This window comes from Acinetobacter tandoii DSM 14970 = CIP 107469 (assembly GCF_000400735.1).
Lineage (GTDB): Bacteria > Pseudomonadota > Gammaproteobacteria > Pseudomonadales > Moraxellaceae > Acinetobacter > Acinetobacter tandoii.
On record NZ_KE007367.1, the window covers coordinates 119,397 to 139,062 of the forward strand.

Annotated in this window: 18 protein-coding genes; 9 read left to right on the forward strand and 9 right to left on the reverse strand. The window is 39.0% G+C overall.

Annotated elements, in window-relative coordinates:
* Positions 1–37: 37 nt before the first annotated feature.
* The gene (locus I593_RS09975; protein WP_016167447.1) at positions 38–2,092 is read right to left on the reverse strand and encodes a TonB-dependent receptor plug domain-containing protein; all 2,055 of its coding nucleotides are present in this window, start codon (positions 2,090–2,092) and stop codon (positions 38–40) included.
* A 294-nt stretch (positions 2,093–2,386) separates the two neighbouring features.
* Between I593_RS09975 and I593_RS09980 the strand changes: the two genes are divergently transcribed.
* The 4 genes from I593_RS09980 to ahpF all read left to right on the forward strand — a co-directional run bounded on the left by I593_RS09980 (position 2,387) and on the right by ahpF (position 6,977).
* Entirely contained in the window at positions 2,387–3,181 is a 795-nt protein-coding gene (locus I593_RS09980) for a hypothetical protein (protein ID WP_016167448.1), read from the forward strand.
* Positions 3,182–3,194: 13 nt separating this feature from the next.
* On the forward strand, positions 3,195–4,313 hold the full coding sequence (locus I593_RS09985; RefSeq protein ID WP_016167449.1) for a toxic anion resistance protein: 1,119 nt from the start codon (positions 3,195–3,197) through the stop codon (positions 4,311–4,313).
* A gap of 28 nt (positions 4,314–4,341) precedes the next feature.
* Positions 4,342–5,271: a hypothetical protein gene (locus I593_RS09990; RefSeq protein ID WP_016167450.1), complete on the forward strand. Its 930-nt coding sequence runs from the start codon at positions 4,342–4,344 to the stop codon at positions 5,269–5,271.
* A 140-nt stretch (positions 5,272–5,411) separates the two neighbouring features.
* Positions 5,412–6,977 (forward strand): alkyl hydroperoxide reductase subunit F, encoded by a 1,566-nt coding sequence (ahpF, locus tag I593_RS09995; protein ID WP_016167451.1) that lies wholly within the window; start codon positions 5,412–5,414, stop codon positions 6,975–6,977.
* 142 nt (positions 6,978–7,119) lie between these two features.
* Here the strand turns inward: ahpF and I593_RS10000 are convergent, their stop codons facing one another.
* The 3 genes from I593_RS10000 to I593_RS10010 all read right to left on the reverse strand — a co-directional run bounded on the left by I593_RS10000 (position 7,120) and on the right by I593_RS10010 (position 9,251).
* Entirely contained in the window at positions 7,120–7,368 is a 249-nt protein-coding gene (locus I593_RS10000; RefSeq protein WP_016167452.1) for a YfhL family 4Fe-4S dicluster ferredoxin, read from the reverse strand.
* A gap of 3 nt (positions 7,369–7,371) precedes the next feature.
* Positions 7,372–8,766: a prephenate-dependent tRNA uridine(34) hydroxylase TrhP gene (trhP, locus tag I593_RS10005; RefSeq protein ID WP_016167453.1), complete on the reverse strand. Its 1,395-nt coding sequence runs from the start codon at positions 8,764–8,766 to the stop codon at positions 7,372–7,374.
* An 80-nt stretch (positions 8,767–8,846) separates the two neighbouring features.
* A complete protein-coding gene (locus tag I593_RS10010) occupies positions 8,847–9,251 on the reverse strand; it encodes a MerR family transcriptional regulator (RefSeq protein ID WP_016167454.1) in 405 nt (134 codons plus the stop codon).
* Positions 9,252–9,314: 63 nt separating this feature from the next.
* Here I593_RS10010 and I593_RS10015 point away from each other — a divergent pair, with 63 nt between their 5' ends.
* A complete protein-coding gene (locus tag I593_RS10015; RefSeq protein ID WP_016167455.1) occupies positions 9,315–9,953 on the forward strand; it encodes a cation efflux transmembrane domain-containing protein in 639 nt (212 codons plus the stop codon).
* Positions 9,954–9,985: 32 nt separating this feature from the next.
* Here the strand turns inward: I593_RS10015 and I593_RS10020 are convergent, their stop codons facing one another.
* Both I593_RS10020 and I593_RS10025 read right to left on the reverse strand, forming a co-directional pair.
* Positions 9,986–10,774 (reverse strand): DUF2071 domain-containing protein, encoded by a 789-nt coding sequence (locus I593_RS10020; protein WP_016167456.1) that lies wholly within the window; start codon positions 10,772–10,774, stop codon positions 9,986–9,988.
* Positions 10,775–10,881: 107 nt separating this feature from the next.
* Positions 10,882–11,721, reverse strand: a complete 840-nt coding sequence (locus I593_RS10025) for a hypothetical protein (RefSeq protein ID WP_016167457.1) — start codon at positions 11,719–11,721, stop codon at positions 10,882–10,884.
* A gap of 260 nt (positions 11,722–11,981) precedes the next feature.
* On the opposite strand from I593_RS10025, the gene I593_RS10030 reads away from it, so the two are divergent.
* Entirely contained in the window at positions 11,982–12,548 is a 567-nt protein-coding gene (locus I593_RS10030) for a TetR/AcrR family transcriptional regulator (protein ID WP_016167458.1), read from the forward strand.
* A 457-nt stretch (positions 12,549–13,005) separates the two neighbouring features.
* Here the strand turns inward: I593_RS10030 and I593_RS10035 are convergent, their stop codons facing one another.
* Positions 13,006–13,785 (reverse strand): ferredoxin--NADP reductase, encoded by a 780-nt coding sequence (locus tag I593_RS10035; protein WP_016167459.1) that lies wholly within the window; start codon positions 13,783–13,785, stop codon positions 13,006–13,008.
* 105 nt (positions 13,786–13,890) lie between these two features.
* Here I593_RS10035 and tsaA point away from each other — a divergent pair, with 105 nt between their 5' ends.
* Complete coding sequence (gene tsaA / locus I593_RS10040; protein WP_016167460.1) at positions 13,891–14,616, forward strand: tRNA (N6-threonylcarbamoyladenosine(37)-N6)-methyltransferase TrmO; 726 nt, start codon at positions 13,891–13,893, stop codon at positions 14,614–14,616.
* Here the strand turns inward: tsaA and I593_RS10045 are convergent.
* Both I593_RS10045 and I593_RS10050 read right to left on the reverse strand, forming a co-directional pair.
* Positions 14,613–15,545: a sensor domain-containing diguanylate cyclase gene (locus tag I593_RS10045; RefSeq protein ID WP_016167461.1), complete on the reverse strand. Its 933-nt coding sequence runs from the start codon at positions 15,543–15,545 to the stop codon at positions 14,613–14,615. The genes tsaA and I593_RS10045 overlap by 4 nt on opposite strands.
* 260 nt (positions 15,546–15,805) lie before the next feature.
* Positions 15,806–17,065 (reverse strand): MgtC/SapB family protein, encoded by a 1,260-nt coding sequence (locus tag I593_RS10050; RefSeq protein ID WP_035301965.1) that lies wholly within the window; start codon positions 17,063–17,065, stop codon positions 15,806–15,808.
* Between the two features lie 253 nt (positions 17,066–17,318).
* Between I593_RS10050 and I593_RS10055 the strand changes: the two genes are divergently transcribed.
* The gene (locus I593_RS10055) at positions 17,319–19,076 is read left to right on the forward strand and encodes a type IV pilus assembly ATPase TfpB (RefSeq protein WP_016167463.1); all 1,758 of its coding nucleotides are present in this window, start codon (positions 17,319–17,321) and stop codon (positions 19,074–19,076) included.
* 173 nt (positions 19,077–19,249) lie between these two features.
* The gene (locus I593_RS10060) at positions 19,250–19,615 is read left to right on the forward strand and encodes a NirD/YgiW/YdeI family stress tolerance protein (RefSeq protein WP_016167464.1); all 366 of its coding nucleotides are present in this window, start codon (positions 19,250–19,252) and stop codon (positions 19,613–19,615) included.
* The last annotated feature ends 51 nt before the right edge of the window (positions 19,616–19,666 follow it).

Here is a 19,666-nt window from a genome sequence, read left to right on the forward strand (position 1 = left end):
GTCACTTGATGGTTTTTAGATTCACATAATGAATTATTTAAAATTTCTTTTCTACGCTGAACAATACACTAGGAATGGCTTGACTTGTACGTGCTTCATACAGACTGCCATCAGATTGATAATTCAGACGTTCTTTGTAGTCAGTACTGAGCAGGTTACGCGCGCTTAATGTAGTCGCCCAACCCTTTTTAAAGCGTTTAGTTGCACTGATGTCCAGATTGACTCGTTCGTTACTGGTACGATTATAAGGTTGATTTTCTAAAGCGCGGGTAAACTCTGGGGTATAGCTGAGATTGGCACTGGTCGAAAGTTGCCATGGCTGATAGTTATAAGAAAGCCCCATACTGGCTGAATAAGGTGCAACATCACTGACTAAACGATCTTGATGCGTCATATCATCTTCGACTTTGGCGCGAATAGTTGAGAGTTGACCGTTAAGCATCCACGAATGCCCTTGAGCAGTTTGTTTTAGTGCATAACGTCCAGAGAGCTCGACACCATAGGTGGTTGCATGATCTTGGTTCTGTGGACGTTTAACATATCGTCCATTTTCTTGTTCAATGACGGACTCAATATAGTCATCAATTTGACGATAGAAGCCCGTTACATTAACACCACCCGCAGGGGTATTAAAGCCTAAAGTGGACTCATATGCTGTGATTTTTTCTGGGCGTAGAAATGGATTGCCGCCACGGTCAGGGTTATTTAAGCTGCCTGCATCACTGTCTGTAGAAATAGATACTGCGGGTAATAAATCATCCGCTTTCGGACTACGAAATGCTTGACTGATATTGGTTTGAAGTGACCAATGATCATCAAAATCATAACGATGTGCAACCACTGGGCTAAGGTTTTGGTCGTCATAATCGACTAAACCTGTACGATGTATCCATTCTTGACGTAAACCAACGGTCAAAGTTTGTTGATCGGTAAAACGCCAACTGCCTTCGCTATACAGAGCATAACGCTGTTCATCTAATGTATCGGCTGTATTGCTTTCTAAGCTGCTTGAACGTGTATCTAAGCCAAACTTAATTTGACGATGTTCATCAAATTGGCGGACACCGTCATATGCTAAACCTAGTTCTTTAATCTGCTGATCTATATACAGCGAAGAAAGTGAAGAGCGAGTAAGTTCAGTTTCATTTTGTTTTTCATAAGACAGACGGACTTTGTCCGAGTTCTTATTCACTTGACGTTCGAAGCGCGTATTTAGGCGCATACTGTCATTTTTGTCCTGTTGAACTTGGTCCGAACGTGATCCATCTCGTTCATAATTGCGGTAAAATAGCTCTGCCACGACTTTCTTTTCGTCATCAATTTCATACTCAAGACGTGGACTGATCATCGATCCTTTACGTTCAGTGATATTTTTTTGTACACGAGTTTGGTTTGCTGTTTGAGTTTCCGTTACTGAAGTGCTGTCATCCCAATTTTGATTGGCAGATAAGCTATATAACCAAGGGCTATCACGCCCATCCATCTGTAAAGTGACATTCTTGCGCTCTTCTTCTGAGGCTCCAGAGTGGTTAAATCCATAGCTCATTCGAGCTGTTCCACCAAGACGCGAATTTTGTAATGGTTCTTTTAAAATAATATTAATGATGGCAGAGGCAGCGACCGAGGCTTGTGTAACGCTTGGTTGCTTGGTAATTTCAATACGCTCAATCATGTCTGGCGTTAGGGTGTCAATAATAGACATACCCCCACGAGGCCCGCCTTGTATAGGTTCACCATTGATCATGAAAATAGGCGCACCGCCGCCACGGAAGCGCATACCTGATGCACCGCCTGGACCACGCGGGCCAGTAGCAGATGGCATTTGAAAACCTGCTGCGCGTCTTAAAGCATCACTGACAGATTGATCGCCATATTTCAGCATTTCTTCACGATTGATAATGGTTTTGGCAATGGCACTAATATCGTTATTCTTATTTGCTGAGGAGTCTGCTTGGAGCTTTAATGTCTTTAGAACTTGTACAGTTTCTGCTGTAGCGACTTGTGCGTTATCGGCAGCCCAGCCTGTAATTGAGACACCCAAAAGAGCGAAAGTAAGTGCACTAAACTTCCAAGAAGGCTGTAACGCATCCATAACTTTATGTTTCCAAATGTAATGTTGCGTAAGATTAAACTAAAATTATGGAGAAAGATTGTGGAGTTATTGAATTATTCTCTTGGCGAATAAAAAGTTACCCAGTTTGATAAATATATAAGTTTAGCTTGTTGTTATTTTCGGAGAATGGCTTTTTTTAACTGATTGTAATTTATTTATTGTTTATTTTAGATCCTGACAATTGGCTGCTTTACCTTGATATAAAAAATACAGAGTTGATAATTTTAATGGCTATGTTAAAACAGAGATGTACTGGTCATGATCTAAATTGCAATGCAAGTTACTGAACTGATTCCTTTATCTGAAATAGAGGTCAATCGACAGGACATTTTAGCTATTCAACGGAATGAATTGGTGCTGATTTTTGATAATCCGGCATTATTGGTGAATTACGCTGAACAGATTGTTCAAGCTCAGGCTGTGTTGTTGCAGGGCATTGATCCATTGCTCACACAACAGTTCAGGCAAAGTATTGAAGAGCTTATTCAAGCCTTATCTCAATCGAATAAATACCTAAAAAAACGCAGATTTAATGCTTTGCAAAAGTGGCTTGGTATAGACATTGAGCATGGTTCAGGACAAATCGATTACTATAAAAATCTTGATATGTTGTTGGACCGTTGCCAGCATTTAAGTCAAAAATTACGCTTAGAAATACAAAAGTCACAATCAAGATTTCAGCAATTACTGGGCTTACGGTTAAGAATGGCAAATTATGTGGTTGCGGCACAAGAGTTTGTACATGAGTATCCGAAAATGCTACGTAAGCAGCATCCCTTAGATCAATTTTCTGATCGCTTATCCAAGAAAATTCATAGCTTGCAAACTGTACAGGCCAGTAATGATATTGCCATGCAGCAAATACAGCTTTCTCAGCAACTGTCTTTAGGTTTACTTGACCGTTTTACTGAAGCGCAACAGGTGTTAATTCCCGCTTGGCAATATCATGTCAAACAAAGTCAACAGACAGACTCGACTTCCGAGCTATTAAAGCTAGATAATAGCCGTGAAAAACTGATTAAAACTTTAAGAAAATCATTAGAGAAACCTTCGGGCAACTCTTCATAAAATTAGGTGAATTATGACCAATTCTGAGCAAAATCATTTAACTGTTGCCATGACACCAGAAATGGCGGAACAACAGTTTCAGCAACTTAATTTAAAAGAGCTAGGTTTGCAGCCTTCAGATTTGGCTGAGGTGATGACTGCAACCAAGGAATTGGAAGATATGAGTCATCAGAGTGTTGCTGAATACGGTAAGCACATCGCGACTCAAACGTCGACGTATACAGATGAATTGCTGAATTTGGTGCAAAACAAAGATTTAGATGCTACGGGACAAAAGTTGAATCAAGTTGTACAAGTGGCACAGCAATTAAATAGCAGCAGTATTCTGAATCAGTCTAAAAATTTAGGCTTTTTGGGCAGTATTTTAAGTAAATTCAAAGGTGCGAAGCAAAGTTTTGATCAGCACTTTAATACCACCAAGGAGCAAATTGATGCTTTGGTTAAAGAAATTGAAGCCTCACAATCTGGTTTAAAAGACCGAGTTAAAACACTCGAATACATGTTTGACTCGGTACAAGATGAATATAAGCAATTAGGCGTTTATGTGGCTGCGGGCAAGATTAAGCAGCATGAAGTTCAGCAGCAAATTGCTCAACTCACTTCACAAGAACAAGATCAGACCATTACCCAGAAAATTTATGATTTGAATCATCTATGGAATAATCTGGAGAAACGCGTCAGTGATTTGCAGGTATTACAGCAATCTGCAATGCAGACTTTACCAATGATTCGAATTATCCAGTCCAATAATTTAATGTTGGTGGATAAGTTTTATGCCATCAAAAACATTACATTACCCGCATGGAAAAACCAAATTAGTTTGGCTATTTCCTTGCAAGAGCAAAAGAATAGTGTGCAGTTGGCAAATACCATTGATGATGCGACCAATGACTTGCTGCGCCGTAATGCCGATTTACTCCATCAAAATTCAGTCGATACTGCGCGTGCCAATCAGCGTTCTGTGATTGATATCGACACCCTTGAGCATGTCCAAAATACCTTAATCCAAACGGTGAATGACGTACTTCAAGTACAAAAAGAAGGGATGCAGAAGCGAGAAGAAGCAGCACAGCGGTTACGTAATTTACAAAGTAATTTGAGTCAGTTGGTATTAGAGTCAAATCAACGCTAAATCCTTTTAGTCTGTTGTAGGAGGTCACTTGTCCAAGTTAGAAGATGAATATGCAGTCAATACCGCCAATATTCAGCAAGGTGTGCAGATTTTAAAGCGTCGGCAAACACATCTGATGGGGTGGTGTATATTCACAACCAGTTTGGCACTTGTGGCTTTGATCAGTTATTTTCTACAACAGGAGATACTTTACAGTTGGTTTGGTATTAGCCTTGAGGTTAAACAACTGCATATTCCTGTATCGGCAGATCGTACTTTGATGCAGTTTGGGCAAGCACCAAATTACTTTTTTAATTTATTGTCTTGGTTTGGTTGGTTGTTCTTAAAAATAACCAGTGCTTTTATTGGTGCTTTTTTTGTTATTCATTTTCTTAAGAAACTTCGCTTCTTTGCGATTCGTTTTCAGTCTTTTGTCTTAAAATTTGTAGGCTGGATCATCGCATTTATATGTATTTGGTCAACTCTAACTTATGTTCAATATGACTGGAATGATGAAGCAGAGGATCCTTATGCAACTGCAATAGAGTATAAAAACAGTTTGCATGAAAGTGAATTGGCACAATATTTAGATCACACCCAATTAGCACCGCCTGTCAAAGCTTACGTACTGGCGCAAATTGCCTTATTACATTCGCCTGCTGATGAAAATGCTGCGATTCCTTATGTGTTGACTTTGGTCGATGCCGAGAAAAACGACCCTAATTTTATTCAATATGGTTTTAGTGCTTCACAATTATGGTCGATGCAGCAACAGCTTTATGGTAAGGCTATAACGCCTTTAGCAAAATCTATTTCTCCAAAAATTGAACAGGCTCAAAAGTGGGAAAATGTTTTGCAAATTATTATTATTTCATCATTTATTGTAAGTTCTATTTTAAGCTTAATGCTTTACTTATTATCACGGTACTTTTCTGCAAGAACACGTAGAATTGAGCAAAATTTAAAAAATACTGGGTAAGTCATTCATGTTATGTAAGATTTTGAACTGTTATCTAATAATTCGATTGTATTTATAAATACAAACTGTTTTACCAATTTTATGTTTTTTACTATGATGTCTTCGTCAACTTAATTATCTCTCCACTGGAGTCGTTAGCAATGTTAGATCAAAATACTTCTGCGCAATTAAAAACACTTTTAGAACGTCTTGAAAGCCCAATTGAAATTATCGCGTCTTTAGATGCTTCAGAAAAATCTGAAAAAATTAAAGAGTTGGTGACTGAAATTGCGCTGTTATCAGACCAAGTGACAGCACGCTTTGATGGTGAACATTCACGTCGTCCAAGCTTTGCAATTGCCAAAGCAGGAGAGCAACCTCGTGTACACTTCGCGGGCTTGCCAATGGGACACGAGTTTACCTCACTCATTCTTGCATTGTTACAAGTATCAGGTTACGCACCAAAAGTTTCTGAAGAGGTGTTAAATCAGGTTAAAGGTTTAAATATTCAATCGAACTTTGATGTGTTTGTATCTTTAAGCTGCCACAACTGTCCAGATGTCGTGCAAGCTTTGAACCTGATTGCCATCTATAATCCAGGTTCAACTGCAACCATGATTGATGGTGCATTCTTCCAAGACGAAGTTGAACAACGCAAAATTATGGCTGTACCAATGGTTTTCCAAGATGACCAGCATATCGGTCAAGGTCGTATGACATTGGAAGAAATCATTGCCAAACTAGATACTAACTCTGCTGAGAAAGAAGCAGCCAAGTTAAATGCTAAAGATGCTTTTGATGTCTTGGTAATCGGAGGTGGACCTGCGGGTGGTACAGCGGCAATTTATGCGGCACGTAAAGGGATTAAAACAGGTATTGTGGCTGAACGCTTTGGTGGTCAGGTGATGGATACCATGGATATTGAAAACTTTACTACTGTACAGAAAACGGTTGGTCCGAAATTCGCACAGGATATGGAAGCACACGTTCGTGAATACGGTGTAGACATTATGAATTTGCAACGTGTGAATAAAATTACTGGCGCAGATCAAACAGCGAATGGTTTGGTTGAAGTTGAACTTGAAAATGGCGCAAAACTTGAATCGAAAACAGTGATTCTTTCAACTGGTGCGCGTTGGAGAGAAATGAATGTGCCAGGCGAAGCGGAATACCGTACCCGTGGTGTTGCATATTGCCCACACTGTGATGGTCCATTGTTCAAAGGTAAACGTGTGGCTGTGATTGGTGGCGGTAACTCTGGTGTAGAAGCAGCAATTGACTTGGCAGGTATTGTCGAACACGTGACTTTGGTTGAGTTTGATACTAAACTGCGTGCTGACCAAGTATTGCAAGACAAGTTAAATAGCTTGCCAAATGCCACTGTGATCATGAATGCATTATCTACTGAAGTGGTTGGTGATGGTGCTCAAGTGACAGGTTTGAAATATAAAGACCGTGCAACCGATGTTGAACACACTGTTGAGTTATCTGGGATTTTCGTACAAATTGGTTTATTGCCAAATACGGACTTCCTAAAAGAAAGCGCAGTTGAACTTACTCCACGTGGTGAAATTGTAATTAACGAACGCAATGAAACCAATGTGAAAGGTGTATTTGCTGCGGGTGATTGTACGACTGTTCCATACAAGCAAATTATTATTGCGACGGGTGAGGGTGCAAAAGCGTCTCTATCTGCTTTTGATTACATGATCCGTTCAGGTCAGTAATAAAAAAGAGCCAACATACACTGAGTTATGTTGGCTTGCTATTAAACTTTTTACTTTTTATAGGAACTGAGGACGCTAACACCGATGTTCCTTTTTTTATTATTTATTGTTTCCCCCAAGATTTGGTTAAAACCGTATTGTTTTAAATAATCTTTAGCGCTTTAAATTTCTCCTCCAATGCTGCTTTGCTTTCAATGTGTTCAGGGTGAATTTCAATGCAATCGATTGGGCAGACTGCCATACAGGTTTGATGTTCATAAAAACCAACACATTCTGTACAGCGTGCTACATCAATCTCATAAACTTTTTGTCCTTCAAAAATCGCCTCATTCGGACATTCTGGTAAGCACATATCACAATTGATACAAGCATCCGTAATTCTCAAAGCCATGACTTAACCTGCTACGTAAGCCAATGACGAAGATGAAATATCGATTTCTGAGTTTGGCAGGTTGCGAATCAGCAGGGCATATTTCATATCGATATCGGCAGGAATCGGAATATCGACAATATGACCTGAGCCTTTGGCATCTGGAATAGAATTGCCTTTTTTATCCAAAATTTCGCTCAGTACAAACTGAATATTGCCTTGCGGGGTCATGAGTTCCAATGAGTCACCGACCACAAAGCGGTTCTTCACATCAATTTTAATATAGTCCCCGTGACGTTCTAACACTTCACCACAGAACTGTTGATGGTCAAAACGTGAAGAACCTGTTTCATAATTTTGGTATTCGCTATGCACATGGCGACGTAAAAAACCCTCGGTATAACCACGGTTTGCTAAGCCTTCCAGTTGTAACATCAGTGAAGGATCGAAAGGTTTACCTGCCAGTGCATCATCAATGGCTTTACGATAAATTTGTGCGGTGCGTGCGCAGTAGAAATAAGATTTGGTACGACCTTCAATTTTGAGGGAATGAATACCCATTTGGGTCAAACGCTCAACATGTTGTACTGCTCGTAAGTCTTTAGAGTTCATGAAATATGTGCCGTGTTCATCTTCTTCTGCGGCAAACATATCTTCTTCATTACGTTGTAGTAAAACAGGTTCTGTACATTGATTTTGTGCTACTGCATGTTGTTCATCTAGATCACTATTGCAACACGGATTTTCTTGTACTTGATGCACAGGAATCACATCACCTGTTTCGTCTTCTTGAGCTTGGTGCAGTTTGTAATCCCAACGGCAAGCATTGGTACAAGCACCTTGGTTAGCATCACGTTTATTCATATAGCCTGAAAGGAGACAACGTCCAGAATAGGCCATGCACAAAGCACCATGCACAAATACTTCAATTTCCATGTCTGGCACATGGTTTTTGATTTCTTCAATTTCTTCTAGGGACAATTCACGTGACAAAATCACGCGAGTCAGCCCCATATTTTTCCAGAATTTCACGGTTGCCCAGTTCACAGCATTTGCTTGTACTGAAAGATGCACAGGAATGTCTGGAAATTGCTCGCGTACCATCATAATTAAGCCAGGGTCCGACATAATCAAGGCATCAGGCTGCATGGCAATGACTGGCGCTAAATCACGAATGAAGTTTTTGAGTTTACTGTTGTGCGGTTGAATATTCACCACAACATAAAATTTTTTACCTAAATTATGTGCTTCTTGAATCCCGATGGCGAGGTTGTCATGATCAAACTCATTATTACGAACACGTAAGCTATAGCGAGGTTGTCCTGCATAGACCGCATCGGCTCCATAAGCAAATGCGTAGCGCATATTTTTTAAAGAGCCAGCAGGAGAGAGAAGTTCAGTAACGTGGTGAATGCTCATGACAAAATAAAGGCATACAAATAATATGACTTTATTGTATGGATATAAAAAAAGGATTCAACCCAGTAAATTAGTCGGTTTTATTCTGATAAACCTAGATTTTTCAAAATTTGACAGTGATCAATGGTGGTATTGCTGGAACAGGATTGACGTAGTTCCTGTAACTGGCTTTGAAATGAGATCAATTCGGCAATGTTTTTTTCCACTTGTAAAATATGCTGTTCGATCATTTGATCAACAACTTGGCAGCCTTGTTGGGGTTGTTTAATGAGATCAATCAATTGTTGAATTTCGGCAAGAGACATATCCAAGCCACGACACTGTTTGATAAATTGCAGCCTTTTTAAGGTTGCTTCATCATAATATTTATAATTATTTTCGGCACGGTAGCTAGGAATAATCAGATGCTTTTTTTCATAAAAGCGCACTGTATCAATAGGTAATTGTGCTTTTTTTGCGAGTTGGTGGATTAAATAATGCTGCATAGCTTGACCTTAGAGCGAGTCCATAGTTTTAAATAAGCATAATATAGATCAAGGAGTATGGAAATGGCTTGTAGCTGTAGTCATGAACCCGCACCAGTTAAACCCCATAGTAAATTTAGAACAGCTTTATGGATTGCACTGATTATTAACCTGACGATGTTTTTTGTTGAACTGATTGGTGGCGCTTATGCGCACTCTTCAGCACTCTGGGCAGATTCACTCGATTTTTTTGGTGATGCAGTCAATTACGCTATTTCACTGGCGGTGTTGGGTGCAAGTTTATATTGGCGTGCCACTGTTGCGTTACTGAAAGGTTTGACGATGGCGAGTTTTGGTCTAATCGTCATCACAAAAACAGCTTATAGCTATGTTCAAGGTATTCCACCCGAAGCGATTACGATGGGGATGATTGGTATTTTGGCTTTAATTGCGAACGTGATTTCAGCTTTTATTTTATATGCTTTTCGTGATGGTGATGCCAATATGCAATCGGTTTGGCTGTGTAGCCGTAATGATGCAATTGGTAATGTTGCCGTAATTTTTGCTGCAATAGGGGTGTTTGGCACAGGCAGCTTAATTCCTGATTTAATTGTGGCTTTAATTATGTCAATTCTTGGTTTAACAGGCGGTTATCGTGTCATTAAACAGGCATTGGCAGAGCGTAATAGTAGTAAAACTGTGAGTAACTTAGAAGAATGTTAATGAGTAAAGAGAGCACTATGCTCTCTTTTTATTCATCGAACGATTTGCGGCGGCAGGTAAATCGTAAATTCATTGATTGGTTCTATCAGAGCACTATAGGGATTAAGTTGATCTTCAAATGAAACCAAATTCAGTCGATCAAGCAAGTCAAATTTTGCATGAAGCAATTGAGCTGGCTTTAACCGTAGACGGTCATGCCAAACGCGATAAGTTCCTAATTGACCATCACGACGATGATAAAAACCTGCGAGGGGATGGGTGAGATAAACCAAATGACTTTCTAGGTCTGGGAAGCCCGTATAATTCCATTGGTCATTTTTAGATTGTGTAAGTTGTAATTCAGCATTTGCCCATGCCGACTGGGTTTGCATCTTATAGTGACTGTAGTTGCCATGTTCATCCTGATGACAATCGAAATTGAACACAGCCGAATGCCAAGGAAGTTGCCATAAATGGCGAGGGACAATCAGTGTCCATGAATCTAAGGTGGTTCCTAAAAACCAAACGCAGCGTTCTTGCGTGTGCTGGTCTATGACATAGACGCGGTAATTGGTTTGCCCCATGCTGAAATTGGGAAAAGGAAAAACAGCGGAACTAAAATCTACATCGATAAATGGCACAACCGACATCAGAGCTTGCTCTTTACCTTGATATTCAATGGTATCGAGTTTAAACCGAGGAGGGATAATAGCATTCAAGCGTATAGGATCAAGAGCATAAGTAATGATTGCAAAATGTTGCAACTTACATTGCACATCAATCCCTTTGGGTTTCGGACGCGAATGCAAAAAATCTTTGAATTGAAGTTTAGGAAAAGCCATTGAATTTCTTAGAAAGTTTATTGTAATTGTGATCATTCTAAGGAAAGTCATTCTCACAGTAAAGCTATCGACCAGACATAAGTCGACGTGAACATGACATGATAAAATTATTGGCTAAGTAGATTCATTTTGTTCCAGAAATTTGCCCAAAGATCGAGATATTCTTGTACAACAGTTTGATATTCATGGCTTTGACTGTCTTGAAAGCTTTGGGTGAAGAGTGACCAAATATCATCTTCGTGATTGTCATCATTGGCTAATCTATAGCTATCATCAACAATACCGTGACAATCATAATAGCCTTCTGTGAAAAGCGAATCATATTTCTCTAAATTGATGCGTAACGCTTCACTATATTTGATCACTTGTAATTCGGCGCAGGCTAAAATGAGCAGGAGGTGTTCATATGAGTTTAAATGTAACTGAATAAACTGATTAAGTTCATACGCTTCGTTACATATTTCTTGTTCATCAAATGGATCAATTTCTAAAGCGTGAAGTAAATCCATGAAATAAACCAAATGTGATTTACTGGGAGAACTCAGTTGTAATTGGTAGGTATTAAACCCTAATTCATCAATCAGATTTAACGACAACAAATAACGCGCATACGCTTTCGCATGTACACGCTGGTGCATATGAATATTGGGATGATGCTCTAATTGGCACGCTTGATAGATCAGCATACTTAATGCATCGGTAAAGACTTTTACAATTGCAGCGAAATAATTGATATGAATTAACTTGAGTTGTTCTAGTGAAAGAGCTTGATTGTGTAAACGGTCTAGAATGTTTTGTTGGAATAAGGGATGTTCAAGACTGTATCGTTTAAGTCTGCTCACTTGCTCGACATGCCGATGCCATAAAGAAGGCTCGACCGAATGTCGAATAAAATTTAAAGCTTCTAATCGTGCATTTTCTGATTGTGTAAAAGCAAGTGTGCTCATGAGTGAGAGATCAGATTTTGATAAATTTAATCATATTAAAAAAAAGTCAAATACGCTATAAAGATTTATGAGTAGTGCTTCACTTTTATTAATTTCTTATTATAGAATAGTCACATACGAAAGATTACGTATGAGTTTAATCATCAGATTTAAATAATGATATAATATTACTCATCAGTTTCATTTTTTAAAAAAGATGCCCCTTTTTTATTCCATTTTGATCCACTTCTGCTTAAAGATAAGTTTGGTAGGTAAATAGCATGTCCAAAAAAGACGACATTATTAGTACTGCGCTTCATCTTTTCAATTCTTATAGCTATAACTCGATTGGAATTGATCGAATTATTAGTGAATCGGGTGTCGCTAAAATGACATTCTACAAATATTTTCCGTCCAAGGCGAAACTCATTGAAGAGTGCTTACACCGTAGAAATATGAATTTACAAGAATCTTTAGATGCAGCAATAGCTCAGTGTCCAGCTGAGGAATATTTAGACCATATTAAAACCATTTTTTACTGGTATCACGCTTGGTTTCAAATGGATGACTTTAATGGATGTATGTTTCAGAAAGCCGTTGAGGAAGTGTCTAAGGTATATCCTTCGACCATGCAACCCGCTATGGAATATAAAGAATGGTTAACTGAAAGGATGCGTTTTGCTTTGGCAAAATTAGGCGTAACGCAGTCTTCTCAACTGGCTGGTCTATTGGCCAGTATTCTAGATGGTATGACCATACAAGCTCAAATGGATAAGAGCTTAGTCAAGATTGATGAGTATTGGAAACGAGTCTATAAGTTGATTCAGCTTGAGCTCATGGAAGTCTAAATAGACTTCCATTTGGTGGGATAAGTTAAGTCACTTAAGAAGCATCTAAATAAAAAAGCGTGAATACCGTAATGGTATTCACGCCTCGCTGATAGTTCCCTGATATTAATATTTTAGTCGGCCCCGAGCAGAAGCTGTCTAAAATATTAATGTTTTAGAGGAGCTTGGAATCTCCTTTCTTATATCGTTTATTATAATTATTATAAAGTACCCTCTGGATTGATTATAAATTACATCAGCTCAACAAAGTCACATCCTGAACTAGACAGACCTGTCTGTTCTTGAATCGAATTATAGGAGTTTTTATTGATTTCGACAACACTTTTTAGTCATTTTATTGGATTTTATGACGAATTTTTGCGCTTTGGGTTAAAAATTATACATTTTTTGTAAAAATTAAATGACTGAAAAATAAAAAAAACCGAGGGGTTTCCTCGGTTTTAACTTGAAAAGAAGATTACTTCTCAACAAATGCACGTTCAATGACATAATCGCCTAAAACACCCATACGTGGTGATTCTTTAAGGCCATGTTGATCTAAAAGTGCAGCGACATCATCAAGGAATGCTGGGCTACCACAAAGCATTGCACGGTCAGTTTCTGGGTTGAAACGTGGTAAACCAATTTTTTCAAAAATTTCGCCAGTTTCAATGACTGTCGTAACACGACCTTGGTTTGGATATTCTTCACGGGTAACAGTTGGGTAATACACTAACTTGTCTTTAATACCAAGTTCTTCGAAAAACTCGTTGTTTGGTAACTCATTTAGAATAAGGTCTTGATAAGCCAATTCAGAAATGAAGCGTGTACCGTGAACAACAATGACTTTTTCAAAACGTTCATATGTTTCAGGGTCACGAATAGTCGACAAGAATGGTGCAAGGCCTGTACCTGAAGAAAGAAGATATAAATTCTTACCTGGGTTTAAGTCATCAAGAACTAAGGTCCCTGTTGGCTTTTTAGAAACTAAAATCTCATCGCCAACTTTTACTTGTTGTAAAATAGATGTTAAAGGACCGTCTGGTACTTTAATTGAGAAAAACTCAAGTTCTTCTTCATAATTTGCACTTGCAATAGAATAAGCGCGCATAAGTGGCTTACCATTGACTTCAAGACCAATCATCACAAATTGACCATTTTTAAAACGTAATGCGGTATCACGCGTTGTCTTAAAACTGAAGAGTGTGTCATTCCAGTGGTGTACGTGAGTAATCTTTTCGACGTTAAAAGCAGCCATGAAAGGTCTCAATAAATTATCAAATTAGAACAGCTTGCTATTCTAATCTAAAATCATTCTCTATAAACTGAATATATTTAATTGAACTTATCAGAAAAAGTGATTATGTCTGAGATTCAACTGCCAATTATTGGAATTATGCATTCACCGTATCAGGAAAAATTTGGAATTCCGCGACAGCCCAATTTGGTTCAAGTTCAGTCTTACATAGAGATGCAGGCACCTTATAATGATTTGGCTGCGTTTGAGGGGATTGAAGAGTTTAGTCATCTGTGGTTAGTCTGGCAGTTTCATGACAATAAGAATCAGCATAAAAAAGATCAGTTTCGTGCACAAGTTCGTCCACCACGTCTGGGAGGAAATAAGAAAATAGGGGTGTTTGCTACGCGCAGCATGTATCGACCTGCACCAATTGGATTATCGGTTGTACAGTTACAAGCGGTAAAGAAAAAGGGAAAGTCTGTCAGAGTTTACCTTACAGGAAGTGATTTGTTAGATGGAACTCCTATTCTAGATATTAAACCCTATATTCATTATTCCGATGCTGTATTTGAGGTACAAAGCGGTTATGCACAACAAGAACCAAGGCGAATGAATGTGCAGTGGTCAGAATTTGCTACATTAGAAAAGCAGCGCTTGCTGACAAAGCAATTGATAACTCAGTCGCGATTTGACGAATTAGAGCAAGTATTGTCATTAGACCCAAGACCAGCATATCAGGAAGATAGTGAGCGAATTTATAAAATGAAATTTGCGCAACTTGATGTAAGTTTTGTCATTCAGGGTCAAAACTTAGAGGTCATTGCTTTAGATTCCATTGAGCTTATCTAATGACGTTTGAGTTTATCTTGATACATGTTCTTGTCGGCTTGTAAACAGGCAGAGAGAATTCCTTCACTTGGGTCACGCAGAGCGAAGCCAATTGCAGCGCTAATTTGTTTTGTGTTTAGGCACTGGATGATTCGTTCTAAGTGTGCCTGAGACGATTCGAAGTCATTTTCTACGGTTAATATGGCAAATTCATCGCCACCTATACGCGCAATAATGTCTGTATTTCGACAACTTTCTGTTAATACTGTAGCGGTTTGACGAATGAGTTCATCGCCTGCGGCATGCCCATGTGCATCATTCATAAATTTGAGATCGTTTAAATCAAGCATAAATACCGTGGCTGGATGTCCATAAAGTTGGCATCGTTCTTCTTCAGCAAGGATAAACTGATCCCAAGCCCGACGGTTATAGAGACCTGTGAGTGGATCACGTAGCGCTTCAGCCTGTAACCGTTCATTTTTACGGGTCTGCTCAATTTCCCTCAATTCGGTTTGTAAGATTTGACTGAGTAAATCTCCGAGTAACTCAATTAAACTTTGCTCTTCTTTAAGGCTCTCAGATTTTGGTTCTGGATCAATCGCGCATAAAGTTCCAAACAGACTGCCATCTTCTTTGGTTAGCGGTTGACCAATGTAGGCTTTAATTTTGAGCTGCTGTGCAATCGGCGCTTGGCGATAAGCGGGAATATCATCGGATAGGGGGGCAATTTTTGGACCATTGCCCAAGACCATCTGAGAACAAAATGAATCGGCCCAATTAAAGACTTGTCCCGCATGTACATCATAAGCATGATCTTCTGTTTGTAATATAATCCAGTCGTCACCTTCTACACGGGTAATCATCCAAAGACCGAAGCCGAAACGTTGATATAAAAAATTAAGAACAGCTTGTCCTGCATCATGAAAGCTTTTAAAACCAATGTCGTTCATTGCACGAACCTTTTACAGCAAAAATAGGGAAATAAATTCAAGTATTATTTTAAATGATTCATAATTAATAATTGGTTGTATCATACAATATTGCAAAAATGAATTGATTTAAAATGCGAGTTAAATCTCATTTAAAATAATTAATGTGTAGCATTTTCATTATTACTATTTTATAAAATAAGGGGTTTACCCAATGTTGTGAGTCTAAATCCTGCTTTTAATCGAATAGAGTAAATGGCGAATAATATACACAAAATCGTTTAAGACATCATCCACCATAAAATCAAAATAAAAACCAACATATGTAAAATTTGGGCAGGTGCAAAGGCTAGGGCATATTTACTTCCACCTGTGAGGCTTGCATTAATAGATTTGGCGATTGCGTGAGCCGCCATTCCTAAAATGAGGGCATAGACAAGCGTATGGTTGGATGGATCACCTTGTACAACAATGGCAGCAATTGCTGCATGAATTTCAAATAAAGATGCTAAAAGTGTCCCTATAATTAAGCCAGCAGTGCCTAAGAGTAAGCTCAAACCATAAACGGCCGCCTGAATAATCGTGAGTGTTGCTGCAATAATGGCGGCTTCTTTTAGGCTAAACATGCGTCCATCAGGATGTTCTGTTGGCGTCGAGGGTTTGGTCTTACGCATGAGCCACAGTGCCCACAAAATTAAAATGCTTATGGCAGCAAGAGCCGGCAGAATAATGAGTTTTAACCAATTTAAATTAATTCCAGCGACGATGAGTAGCAGTTGTAAGAGCGTGGCAACACAAGATAATAAGGCAGCACCTGCATTCGGTATTGCTTCAGCACGCCCTGCACGAACCTCCATACCTAGGCTGGCAATCGTGGCAGTACTTGATACAAAACCAGAGGCTAATGCAGATAAAATCAGTGCATTTTTTGCTGAGAGTAGGCGTTTTGCAATATGAGCAAGTGCTTGAACAGCAAGAATTAAAGACAAAAGTTTAAGAATAATGTGAGGGTTTAATACAGTGCCCCAAAGTGGTGTGTTGGGTGTTAATGGCAATGCCACCAGAATCAGTGCAAGTAAGAATAAGCCATCTCGAAACTCATTTTCAGTTATCCATTGATTGGCAAAGCCATGAATTGGGTGTTTGAGCATTAAAATAATGGTGAGTATGACCGATAACCCAGCCGCAAATGGTGCATGCCATATACAAAGTGCTCCAATAAAATAGGTCATCACAAAAGCTAGTTCAGTGGTGACCCCTAGATCGTCTTCTTGGTTACGGAGAGAAAATACTGTTATTGCCCCAACGATTATCGCACCGACAATACCAATGCCTGTACCTAAGGCGAAACATAGTGCACCCATCAAGGCACATATGGCAAAAGAGCGTACACCCGCAAAACTGTTTGGGTTTTCACGTTGCTTGCTTCTTTCTCTTTCTAATCCAATCACCAAGCCGCAGCCCAAAGCCACTGCCATCATAGTCAACAGCTCTTGAAAAGATGCTTGTTGTATGGTCTGGTTAAAGAGAAGATCAGGCATGAGCAACTTCGAACCTTGTTATTGTGAGTGTATATTTATGTGAATAATGGATTCTTTTTTATGCTTTTCCTCAACAGAGGATATTTTATTCTTTATACCATAATTTAAACAAAAAACTTTGAAATATCTCCTCAGATTAAAAGTTTCAATATGAAATATTAATAAGTTAATCAGTAATTTTAACCCTTTAAGTCGATGAACATTCGAGAAATAAAGTCTGTTATAGTGTCGCTAGAAATTGAGGCTTAGAATAATGAATTTTAATTTTGAAATTGATACAACTTGGTGTTTAGAGCGACTATTTAAAGATGGACGCATTGATGAGCGCGAAAAATTATTAGTACAAACCACGCACCGTCAACGTGAACAACTCAAATGGCATCCATTACAGTGGATTGCAAATTTTAATTTAAAAGATCAGCTTCATCCTCAAGCGACCTTATCTCTAAATCGTTTAATGCAATGGCTAGCAGATAAATCTAGCCTTCCTTTATATGTGATTGATCCACTCAAAGCAGATGTGGGTGCGCTGACCAACGTAATGTCGCAAGAGTTTGCTGTGCGTAACAGAATTCTTGCTGTAGAAGTGAAAGCGGATGAAATTTTAATTGCAACGGATCAACCCTATAAAACCGAATGGGTGGGAAATTTAGAGCGCAGTTTGTTACCGAAAAAGATTCAACGGGTGCTGCTCAGTCCAGATCAGTTGCAGCGTTATTTGGTTGAATATTATCAGGTGAGCCGCGCGGTATCGAACTCACAGAAGTCAGGTACTTATGATCGTGAAAATAAAGGTGTGGAAGCCTTATTACAATTAGGAGACACGCAAAATCCTGATGCGAATGATCAGCATATTGTAAAATTGGTCGATTGGATTTTACAGTTTGCGTTTGAGCAAAGTGCCAGTGATATTCACATGGAACCGCGCAAAGATACGGGTAAAGTACGGTTTCGTATTGATGGGGTATTACATACGATTTACAACATGCCAGCCAATACGCTGACAGCCGTGATCTCACGGATTAAGATTTTGGGTCGTATGAATGTTGCGGAAAAGCGTAAACCACAAGATGGACGTTTAAAAACACGTACCCCAAAAGGGCAAGAAACAGAGCTACGTTTATCCACCTTGCCGACGGCTTTTGGTGAAAAGTTGGTGATGCGTATTTTTGACCCAGAGGTTTTGGTGCGTAGCTTTGAACAGTTGGGTTTTGAAGGTAGCTTGTTAAGTGATTGGCAAAGTTTAACCTCACATAGTCACGGCATTATTTTGGTTACAGGACCAACAGGTTCTGGTAAAACCACGACTTTATATTCTTCCCTAAAGCAATTGGCGACAGACCAAGTGAATGTTTGTACTATTGAAGATCCGATTGAAATGTTGGAACCAAGTTTTAACCAAATGCAGGTGAACACAGCAATTGATCTTGGTTTTGCGGATGGTGTACGTGCACTTATGCGTCAAGACCCCGATATTATTATGGTGGGGGAAATCCGTGACCACGACACAGCCAATATGGCGATTCAGGCAGCATTAACAGGTCATTTAGTGCTTTCAACGCTACATACCAATGACGCACCATCAAGTTTGACCCGTTTACATGATTTAGGCATACAGCCATTTTTAACTGCGGCAACTATTTTGGGCGTGTTGGCACAGCGTTTGGTGCGTAAACTGTGCCCACATTGTAAAAAAGAAAGCCATATTAATGAAAATGAATGGGAACATTTAACTTTTGATTACTTTATGGAAATGCCTGAAAAAGTTTATAGTGCTGTAGGTTGTGAAGCATGCCGTCATACAGGCTATAAAGGGCGTGTCGGTATTTACGAATTTATGCCACTCAGTTTAACCACCAAGCAACTCATTGGTGCAAATGCCAATTTAACCGAGTTACGTCAACAGGCAAAAAAAGAAGGGATTGAACCTTTGCGTATTGCAGGTGCACGTAAAGTGATTGCGGGCATGACCACCTTGGAAGAAGTGTTACGTGTTGTGCCGTTGAATTAGCATATATTCATGAGGCAGCTTATTCAAATGAATGATGCTATTTGAACACAAGATATGAGTTCTACTCATTTTGTTGAAATATGTTGTATTGAACTCATCTTAAGATTCCACTCATGTTATTTTGTTTTAATTGCATTAACCAAATCAAGATATGAATATTTGAGGGTGAAGTAATGAAAGTAATTTCTAAAATAGCGCTAGTTACAGCTTTGGTAGGTACAGCGAGTGGTTTTGCACTAGCCAATACAGCAGTAGTGAATCAACAGGCAATTGCTCCAACACAAATTACCGTTAAGCAGGCACTAACTTTAAAAGATGATACACCTGTAAAACTAAAAGGCTATGTTGTTAAAGCTTTGGGTGATGAAAAATATCAGTTCCAAGACCATACAGGTAGTATTACGGTCGATATTGATCATGAATTATGGCGTGGTCAACCTGTATCGGCAAAAACACCAGTTACACTAACAGGTGAAGTGGATATTGATTATCTTCCAACCAAACGTGTTGAAATTGATGTTGATACTTTAACTTTTTAATCAGACATCCATTGAACTGAGGCCACATGCAAAACATGTGGCTTTTGCATT